Here is an 8,572-nt window from a genome sequence, read left to right as displayed (position 1 = left end):
GACGGCGAGTTCTACGCCGCGCCCCTCAGGGCGAGCGTCAAGGGCTACGTCTGGTACTCGCCGGCCGACTTCGAGGAGAACGGCTACGAGGTTCCGGCCACGTACGACGAGCTGCGCGAGCTGCCCGAGACCATGACCGAGCGCAACGACGGCCCGTACCGCCCCTGGTGCGTCGGCTTCGGCTCGGGCGACGCGACCGGCTGGGTCGGCACCGACTGGGTCGAGGACCTCGTCCTCCGCACCGCGGGCCCCGAGGCCTACGACCAGTGGGTCGCCGGTGAGCTCGAGTTCGCGAGCCCCGAGGTCCAGGAGGCGTTCGACCTCGTCGGCGAGATCCTGCTCAACCCGGAGTACGTCAACGGCGGCTTCGGCGGCGTGAACTCGATCGTCACCACGACGTTCCAGGACGCCGGCCTCGCCATCCTCGACGGCAACTGCTCGCTGCACCACCAGGCCTCGTTCTACGAGGCTCAGTGGGGCGAGGGCGTGACGGTCGCTCCTGACGGCGACGTCTGGGCCTTCATCACTCCTCCGATCAACGAGGGCGACGGCGCCGCCGTCACCGGTGGTGGCGAGTTCGTCGCCGCGTTCAACGACAACGAGGCGACGGGCGCTGTCCAGGCCTACCTCTCGAGCGACGTCTGGGCGAACAACCGCATCTCCCTCGGCGGCGTGATCTCGGCGAACAAGGGTCTCGACCCCGCCAACGCGCAGTCCGACCTCGCTCGCCAGTCGATCGAGATCCTCCAGGGCGAGGACACGGTGTTCCGCTTCGACGCCTCCGACCTCATGCCCGCCGCCGTCGGCACCAGCTCGTTCTGGACCGGCATGGTCGACTGGGTCGGTGGAGCCTCGACCGCGGACGTGACGTCAGCGATCGACAGCACCTTCCCGTAACCGCTCTACGGCAGCACTGACACCGGCCCATCGGACGATTTCCCTCGTCCGGTGGGCCGGTTCGTCAGGTAGCGTGACCACAAACCAATGGAGGTTCACCGCATGAGAGGTTTAGCGCCGTTCTGGTCCGATCTCTTCGAGAAGTTCGGACTCATGCTCCTCGGCCTCGCCGTGTTCGCGGCGGTCATCGGAATCATTCTCTTCCTCGCCGATCGGGCCCCGAAGAAGGGGCGGGACTTCTGGCAGCTGCTGGCCTTCGTGGCCCCGGCGCTCGCCCTCCTCGCGGTCGGCCTGATCTACCCCGCGGTCCGCACGACGCTCCTGGCGTTCTACGACCGCACCGGCAATGAGTTCGTCGGTCTCGACAACTTCGTCTGGATGTTCACTCAGCCCGACATCCTGCAGACGCTCGGCAACACGCTCGTCTGGGTGGCCCTCGTGCCGACCCTCTCGACGATCATCGGCCTCGCCTACGCGATCTTCATCGACAAGTCCTACGGCGAGAAGATCCTGAAGTCGCTCGTGTTCATGCCGATGGCGATCTCGTTCGTCGGCGCGGGCATCATCTGGCGCTTCATGTACGAGTTCCGCGAGGTCGGCTTCGCCGAGCAGATCGGACTCCTCAACCAGCTGATCGTCATGTTCGGCGGCCAGCCGCAGCAGTTCCTCGTGAACTCGCCGTTCAACACGCTGTTCCTCATCGTCGTCATGGTCTGGATCCAGACCGGTTTCGCGATGGTCCTCCTCTCGGCCGCGATCAAGGGCGTTCCGGTCGAGATCATCGAGGCCGCGCGACTCGACGGCGCGAACGCATGGCAGCAGTTCCGCAACGTGACCCTCCCGGGCATCCGCGGCACGCTCGTCGTCGTCGTCACGACGATCTCGATCGCCACCCTCAAGGTGTTCGACATCGTCCGCTCGATGACTGGCGGAAACTTCGACACCTCGGTCGTCGCCAACGAGATGTACACGCAGGCCTTCAACCGCAACGAGTTCGGCTACGGCTCGGCGCTCGCGGTGATCCTGTTCCTCATGGTCCTGCCGATCGTCGTCTACAACGTGCGCGTGATGCGGAAGCAGAAGGAGATCCGATGACCGACGTCACCGACAAGGCCGAGGCGAAGCTCGACCGCCCGCTCGGGCAGAAGAACGACCCGCGCGCCGCCAAGCTCAGCCGGGCATCCAAGGCCAAGCAGAAGCTGACCTCGCCCGGCGCGACGGTCGCGGCCGTCATCATCGCCGTCATCTGGACGATCCCGACCTTCGGGCTCCTGGTGAGCTCCTTCCGCACGCCGGAGGAGATCCGCACCAACGGCTGGTGGAACATGTTCGTCAGCCCGAGCTTCACGCTCGAGAACTACTCGGACGTCCTGACGACGCAGGGAGCGAGCTCCGCGAACCTCGGCTCGTACTTCGTGAACTCGCTCATCATTTCGGTGCCGGCGGCGCTCTTCCCGATCATCCTCGCGACGATGGCCGCGTACGCGTTCGCGTGGATCAAGTTCAAGGGCTCGGGCGCGATCTTCGTGCTCATCTTCGCCCTGCAGATCGTGCCGCTGCAGATGGCGCTCATCCCGCTCCTGCAGATCTTCTCGAGCGTGCTCGGGATCAGCGGCACCTTCCCCGCGGTGTGGATCGCGCACACGATCTTCGGTCTGCCGCTCACGATCTTCCTGATGCACAACTTCATCTCGGAGATCCCCGGAGAGGTCATCGAGGCGGCTCGCGTCGACGGTGCGAACCACACGCAGATCTTCTTCCGGATCATCATCCCGCTGTCGCTGCCGGCGCTCGCCTCGATCGGCATCTTCCAGTTCCTGTGGGTGTGGAACGACCTGCTCGTCGCCCTCGTGTTCTCCGGCGGCACAGCCGACGTCGCGCCACTGACGCAACGACTGGCCGAGCTCGTCGGCAACTTCGGGCGCAACCAGGAGCGCCTGCCCGCCGCGGCGTTCATCTCGCTCGTCATCCCGCTCATCGTGTTCTTCAGCCTCCAGCGCTACTTCGTGCGCGGCCTCCTGGCCGGCTCGACGAAGGGCTGATCGGCCGAACGACCGAGCACGCGCGACGCCCCTGGAGGAGACTTTGGGGGCGTCGCGCGTGAGGGGGATGCCCGCGGTCGCGCCCCGGGCATCCGTCGCGATCGCGCGCGTCGCGCCGCCCTGTTCGCTCAGGGCCGCGCCGCCTCTCGGCCCGCTGTCGGCGGTGCCGTTCTAGGCTCGCGACGTGAGCATGGGACACGGGCCGGGCGGCGGCATGGGCGGCGGAGGCGGCGGTCGCGGCGGTCGCGGCGGCCGCGTCGCGAGCAGCGACGTCGCCGCGCAGAAGGCGGCCAACGCCGAGGCCCCGCGCATCCCGAACCTGCTGCCGCGCATCGCGCGGCTCTTCGCCCCGCACAAGGCGGTGCTCGCGCTCACGATCACGCTCGTGCTCATCAGCGCCGGCCTGAGCGTGCTCCCGCCGCTGCTGACGCAGCAGGCGTTCGACGTCGGGCTGTTCCCGCCCGAGGGCGAGCCGAACGTCCCGGTGCTGCTGCGGATCGTCGGCCTCATGCTCGTGCTGTGGGTCGCGAGCGCCGGCCTCGGCATCGCCCAGACCTACCTCACGGCGAGCGTCGGCAACGCGGTCATGGCGCAGCTGCGCGTGACCCTCTTCGACCATCTCCAGCGCATGGAGCTCGCCTTCTTCACGCGCACGAAGACCGGCGTCATCCAGTCGCGGCTGCAGAACGACGTCGGCGGCGTCGCGAGCGTGCTGAGCAACACGGTCTCGAGCGTCATCGGCAATACGGTCACGGTGCTCGCCGCCCTCGTCGCGATGCTGCTCCTGAGCTGGCAGCTGACGCTCGCGGCCGTCATCCTGCTGCCCCTGCTCATCGCGGCGCAGCAGCGCGTCGGTCAGGTGCGCGCGCGCATCGCCACGAAGACGCAGGAGTCGCTGAGCGACATGACCGCGATCACGCAGGAGGCCCTGAGCGTCTCGGGCATCATGCTCGCGAAGGGGTTCTTCCGCCAGCACGCCGAGGTCGACCGCTACCGCGCCGAGAACGAGACGCAGCGGGGCCTGCAGGTGCAGCTGCAGATGAGCGGCCAGTGGTTCTTCGCGATGGTCAACGTCTTCCTCAGCGTGATCCCCGCGATCATCTACCTCGTCGCCGCGTGGCTGCTGCAGGCGGATGTCGCGGTCACCGCGGGCACGCTCGTCGCGTTCACGACGGTGCAGGCGCGACTCACCTTCCCGCTGCTCGGCCTCATGCGGGTCGCGCTCGACCTCCAGACCTCGGGCGCCCTGTTCGCGCGCATCTTCGAGTACCTCGACCTGAAGCCCGCGATCACGGAGGCTCCCGACGCGCGCGCGGTCGACGAGGGCGAGGTGGGGCGCATCCGCTTCGAGGATGTCGTCTTCCGGTACCCGGACGCGACCGCCGAGCAGGCGCCCACCCTCGATCGCGTCTCCTTCTCGGTCGAGCCCGGCCAGTTTGTGGCGTTCGTCGGCCCCTCGGGTGCGGGCAAGACGACGATCTCGTACCTGATCCCGCGACTGCACGAGGCGAGTGAGGGGCGCGTGCTGTTCGCGGGCGACGACGTGCGCGAGCTCACGCAGGAGAGCCTCATCGCGAACGTCGGCATCGTGAGCCAGGAGACGTATCTCTTCCACGCGACGATCGCCGAGAACCTGCGGTACGCGAAGCCCGAGGCGACGGACGAGGAGCTCGAGGTCGCCTGCCGCGCGGCGAGCATCCACGAGACGATCGCGAGCTTCCCCGACGGCTACGACACCGTCGTCGGCGAGCGGGGCTACCGGCTGTCGGGCGGCGAGAAGCAGCGCATCGCCATCGCGCGCGTGCTGCTCAAGGACCCTCCCGTGCTGATCCTCGACGAGGCCACGAGCGCGCTCGACTCGGTCTCCGAGCGCGTCGTGCAGTCGGCGCTCGACTCGGCGACGCGGGGCCGCACGACCGTCGCGATCGCGCACCGGCTGTCGACCGTGGCGGGCGCCGACGTGATCCACGTCATCGATCGCGGGCGCATCGTCGAGAGCGGGTCGCACGACGAGCTGCTGCAGCTCGGCGGGGTCTACGCGCGGCTCGTGGCCGAGCAGTCGACCGACTTCGGGCGGCCCGCGGCGGCGGCGTCGCCGCACTCCCTGTGAGCGGGGCGGCCCGCAGACCCTACGAGCGCTCCTCGAGCAGCTCGGTCATGTAGTCGATCTCCTTCTCCTGCAGCTGCACCACTCCGCCGGCGAGCCGCGTGACGAGCTCGTTCTCGGTGCGCGCGAGCACGGCCTCGGCCATCTCCACGCCGCCCTCGTGGTGCTCGATCATGAGCTCGAGCCACAGGACCTCGGCCTCGAGGCCCTCGGCGTCGCGCAGCGCGGCCATGTCCTCGGCGCTCGCGAGCCCGGGCATCGGCTCGCCCGGGGTGTGGGCGTCGCTGTGCTCGTCGTGCCCGCCGTCGAGCGTCGGCAGCGCCATCCACGCCATCTCGGGCTCGGTCGACGTCTGCGGCACGCCCCACACGTTGAGCCACGCGAACATCTGCCCGGCCTGCTGCGCCTGCGCGGTCGCGATGTCGAGGGCGAGCAGGCGCAGCTCCTCGTCGTCGGTGCGGTCGCGCAGCAGCAGCGACATCTCGACGGCCTGGTTGTGGTGCGTCTGCATGTCGCGCGAGAACCCGGCCTCGGCGCTCTCCGGTCCGGGGGCGGATGCGGCGCCCGCGGGCGCCGTCGCGCGCCCGAGCAGCACGCCCGCGACGAGCGCCACGAGCACGAGCAGCGCCCCGGCGACGATCAGCCGGACGCGGGCGGGGCCGCGCTCGGGCCGGGCATCCGACACGGACGATGCGAGAGCCGGATCAGCGCTCGACATGGCGACTACGCGATCTTGCCCGGGCCGTCGACGGCCTGCGTGCAGAGCGCGCCGGGCTCGGGGGCGTCGGGGGAGGCGCGGTACTTGGTGATGAAGTCGGCGAGGCGCGGGTCGTCGACGCCGTCGAGCTGCACCTGGTAGCCCCAGGCGCTCGCGACGACGGGGGCGTCGAGACCCTCGAACGGCGACAGGATGATGTAGGTGCTCGGCATCTCGTCGCGCAGGGCATCCAGGTCGCCGTCGGTCACCTCGGCGGGGTCGTAGGTCACCCAGACGGCGCCGTGCTCGAGGGAGTGCACGGCGTTCTCGGCCGGCACCTCCTGCTCGTAGATGCCGCAGTTGAGCCACGCGGCGTTGTGCGGTCCGCCCACGGGCGGGGTCTGGTCGTAGTCGACGACGCCCTCGACGTGGAGGCCCTCGATCTCCTCGAAGGTCTCGAGGCCGGCGATGTCGATGTCCGCCGGCTCGACGCGCGGCTGGGCGCTCGTGACGACGATCGACACGACGATCGCGATGACGGCGAGGGCGCCGACGACGGCGCTGCCGATCGCGATGAGGTTGCGGCGCTTCTCGCGCTCCTGCTTCGCCTTGAGGGCGGCGACCTTCTCGGCGCGGCGCTTCTCGCGCTGCTGCTTGATCGTGAGGTTCTCGTCGTTCGACACGCTCGGGGCTCCAGCCGTGAGGGGAGGGGTTCGTCGGCGCGCGCGAGAGCGCGGCCAGGGCGGCTCCATTGTCTCAGATCACCTTTCGACTTCCTGTCAGAGCGGGCGCGGTCGGGGACGTCGCCGTGTCGCCGCCGCCCCGTTGCCGTCCCGTCGCCGACTGCGGGGCGGATGCCCGCCACGAGTAGGCTCGCAGGATGAAGTTCGCCCGCTCGATCGTCGACCTCATCGGCGACACTCCGCTCGTGCAGCTCAACCGCGTGACCGAGGGGATCTCGGCCACCGTGCTCGCCAAGGTCGAGTACCTCAACCCCGGCGGGAGCGCGAAGGACCGCATCGCGACGCGCATCATCGATGCCGCCGAGCGCGAGGGCCTCCTCAAGCCGGGCGGCACGATCGTCGAGCCGACGAGCGGCAACACGGGCGTCGGCCTCGCGCTCGTCGCCCAGCAGCGCGGCTACCGCTGCGTGTTCGTCCTGCCCGACAAGGTCGGCGAGGACAAGCGGAACGTGCTCACCGCGTACGGCGCCGAGATCGTCGTCACGCCGACAGCGGTCGCGCCGGAGGACCCGGAGTCGTACTACTCGGTCTCCGACCGCCTCGCGCGCGAGATCCCCGGCGCCTTCAAGCCCAACCAGTACGCCAACCCCAACGGGCCGCTCAGCCACTACGAGACGACCGGCCCCGAGATCTGGCGCGACACCGACGGCCGCGTCACGCACTTCGTGACGGGCGTCGGAACGGGCGGCACGATCACCGGCACGGGCCGCTACCTCCGCGAGATCAGCGCCGACCGCGCGAGCGGCCGCGTGCAGATCGTCGGCGTCGACCCCGTCGGCAGCGTCTACTCGGGCGGCTCGGGCCAGCCCTACCTCGTCGAGGGAGTCGGCGAGGACTTCTGGCCCGCCGCCTACGACCCGAGCGTGACCGACCGCATCGTCGCGGTGAGCGACCAGGACTCGTTCGACATGACCCTCCGTCTCGCCCGCGAGGAGGGCCTGCTCGTCGGCGGCTCGTGCGGCATGGCCGCGGTCGGCGCACTCGAGGTCGCGCGCAAGCTCGGACCGGACGACGTCGTCGTCGTGCTGCTTCCCGATGGCGGTCGCGGCTACCTCGGCAAGATCTTCAACGAGCACTGGATGCGCCGCCACGGCTTCGCGCCCGCTCAGGGCTCGCCGACCGTCGCCGACGCCGTGCGCCCCGACCCCGCGGCGCTGCCCCACGTGCTGCGTCAGCAGTCGGTCGCCGACGCGATCGCCGCGCTCGAGGTGCACGATCACGCGCTGCCCGTGCTCTCGTCGGCTCCGCCGGCGGTGCTCGGCGAGGTCGTCGGCACGGTCGACTCCCGCTCGCTGCTGCGCGCGCTCGCCGCGGGCGACGTCACCCCGGCGAGCCCCGTGATCGAGGCGATGGCGCCGAGGCTTCCGCTCGTCGGCGCGCACGAGTCGCTCGGCGACGCCCGCGCGCACTTCGAGGAGCGCGGCCCCGGCGGCCAGCTGCCCGACACCCTGCTCGTGCTCGACGGGGGCAACCCCGTCGGCCTGCTCACGCGCCACGACCTCGTGCGCGCCCTCGCGAAGGACCCCTCATGACCCACGACGACCACGGATTCTCGACCCGCGCCATCCACGTCGGCCAGGAGTTCGACCCGACGACGGGGGCGGTCATCCCGCCCGTCCACTTCTCCACGACGTATGCCCAGGACGGCATCGGCAATCTGCGCGGCGGCTACGAGTACGGTCGCGGCGGTAACCCCACGCGGGATGCCCTGCAGACGCAGCTCGCCTCGCTCGAGGGCGCGACCCACGCCTTCAGCTTCGCGTCGGGCCTCGCGGCGGAGGACGCTCTGCTGCGCGCCGTGCTGCGCCCCGGCGACCACGTGCTCATGGGCAACGACGTCTACGGCGGCACCCACCGGCTCGTGCGCCGCATCTTCGGCGACTGGAGCATCGGGCTCACGACGATCGAGCTCGACGACCTGGAGGCCGTGCGCTCGGCGCTCGCCTCGACCGGCGCGCGCGTGCTGTGGCTCGAGACGCCGTCGAACCCGCTCATGAAGTTCACCGGCGTCGCCGCGCTCGCCGAGGTCGCGCACGCGGCCGGCGCGCTCGTCGTCGTCGACAACACCTTCGCGACCCCGTACCTC

Annotated in this window: 8 protein-coding genes; 6 read left to right on the top strand and 2 right to left on the bottom strand. The window is 70.1% G+C overall.

All coding sequences use genetic code 11. The features are described 5' to 3' along the window. From Q7T15_RS06920 to Q7T15_RS06905, 4 genes are all read left to right on the top strand, one after another. A partial coding sequence (locus tag Q7T15_RS06920) for an ABC transporter substrate-binding protein (protein WP_304694641.1) occupies nucleotides 1-897 on the top strand: 897 nt, incomplete at its 5' end. A 102-nt stretch (nucleotides 898-999) separates the two neighbouring features. Continuing rightward, the gene (locus Q7T15_RS06915) at nucleotides 1,000-1,992 is read left to right on the top strand and encodes a carbohydrate ABC transporter permease (RefSeq protein WP_304694639.1); all 993 of its coding nucleotides are present in this window, start codon (nucleotides 1,000-1,002) and stop codon (nucleotides 1,990-1,992) included. Next, nucleotides 1,989-2,939 (top strand): carbohydrate ABC transporter permease, encoded by a 951-nt coding sequence (locus Q7T15_RS06910; protein ID WP_304694637.1) that lies wholly within the window; start codon nucleotides 1,989-1,991, stop codon nucleotides 2,937-2,939. The genes Q7T15_RS06915 and Q7T15_RS06910 overlap by 4 nt, the downstream gene beginning before the upstream one ends. A 190-nt stretch (nucleotides 2,940-3,129) precedes the next feature. Beyond that, entirely contained in the window at nucleotides 3,130-5,049 is a 1,920-nt protein-coding gene (locus Q7T15_RS06905; RefSeq protein ID WP_304694643.1) for an ABC transporter ATP-binding protein, read from the top strand. A gap of 19 nt (nucleotides 5,050-5,068) precedes the next feature. Here the strand turns inward: Q7T15_RS06905 and Q7T15_RS06900 are convergent, their stop codons facing one another. Both Q7T15_RS06900 and Q7T15_RS06895 read right to left on the bottom strand, forming a co-directional pair. Then, on the bottom strand, nucleotides 5,069-5,764 hold the full coding sequence (locus tag Q7T15_RS06900; RefSeq protein WP_304694635.1) for a DUF305 domain-containing protein: 696 nt from the start codon (nucleotides 5,762-5,764) through the stop codon (nucleotides 5,069-5,071). Nucleotides 5,765-5,769: 5 nt separating this feature from the next. Next, nucleotides 5,770-6,426 carry a DUF3105 domain-containing protein gene (locus tag Q7T15_RS06895; protein WP_304694633.1) on the bottom strand — a complete coding sequence of 219 codons (657 nt, stop codon included), beginning with the start codon at nucleotides 6,424-6,426 and terminating at the stop codon, nucleotides 5,770-5,772. A 197-nt stretch (nucleotides 6,427-6,623) separates the two neighbouring features. Between Q7T15_RS06895 and Q7T15_RS06890 the strand changes: the two genes are divergently transcribed. Together Q7T15_RS06890 and Q7T15_RS06885 are read left to right on the top strand one after the other, a co-directional pair. Continuing rightward, on the top strand, nucleotides 6,624-8,018 hold the full coding sequence (locus Q7T15_RS06890) for a cystathionine beta-synthase (protein WP_304694631.1): 1,395 nt from the start codon (nucleotides 6,624-6,626) through the stop codon (nucleotides 8,016-8,018). After that, nucleotides 8,015-8,572: aminotransferase class I/II-fold pyridoxal phosphate-dependent enzyme (locus Q7T15_RS06885; RefSeq protein WP_304694629.1), on the top strand; the 558-nt coding region annotated here is incomplete at its 3' end. The genes Q7T15_RS06890 and Q7T15_RS06885, both read left to right, overlap by 4 nt.

Origin of the sequence: Microcella sp. (assembly GCF_030645145.1) — a bacterium.
Lineage (GTDB): Bacteria > Actinomycetota > Actinomycetes > Actinomycetales > Microbacteriaceae > Microcella.
The sequence above is the reverse complement of the archived record's forward strand: the minus strand, read 5'-3'. Positions and strand labels throughout refer to the sequence as shown.

Bases quoted from the DNA above. Each gene is read 5' to 3' on its own strand.
- Q7T15_RS06915 (WP_304694639.1), top strand. From the start codon at position 1,000: ATGAGAGGTTTAGCGCCGTTCTGGTCCGATCTCTTCGAGAAGTTCGGA.
- Q7T15_RS06910 (WP_304694637.1), top strand. From the start codon at position 1,989: ATGACCGACGTCACCGACAAGGCCGAGGCGAAGCTCGACCGCCCGCTC.
- Q7T15_RS06905 (WP_304694643.1), top strand. From the start codon at position 3,130: ATGGGACACGGGCCGGGCGGCGGCATGGGCGGCGGAGGCGGCGGTCGC.
- Q7T15_RS06900 (WP_304694635.1), bottom strand. From the start codon at position 5,764: ATGTCGAGCGCTGATCCGGCTCTCGCATCGTCCGTGTCGGATGCCCGG.
- Q7T15_RS06890 (WP_304694631.1), top strand. From the start codon at position 6,624: ATGAAGTTCGCCCGCTCGATCGTCGACCTCATCGGCGACACTCCGCTC.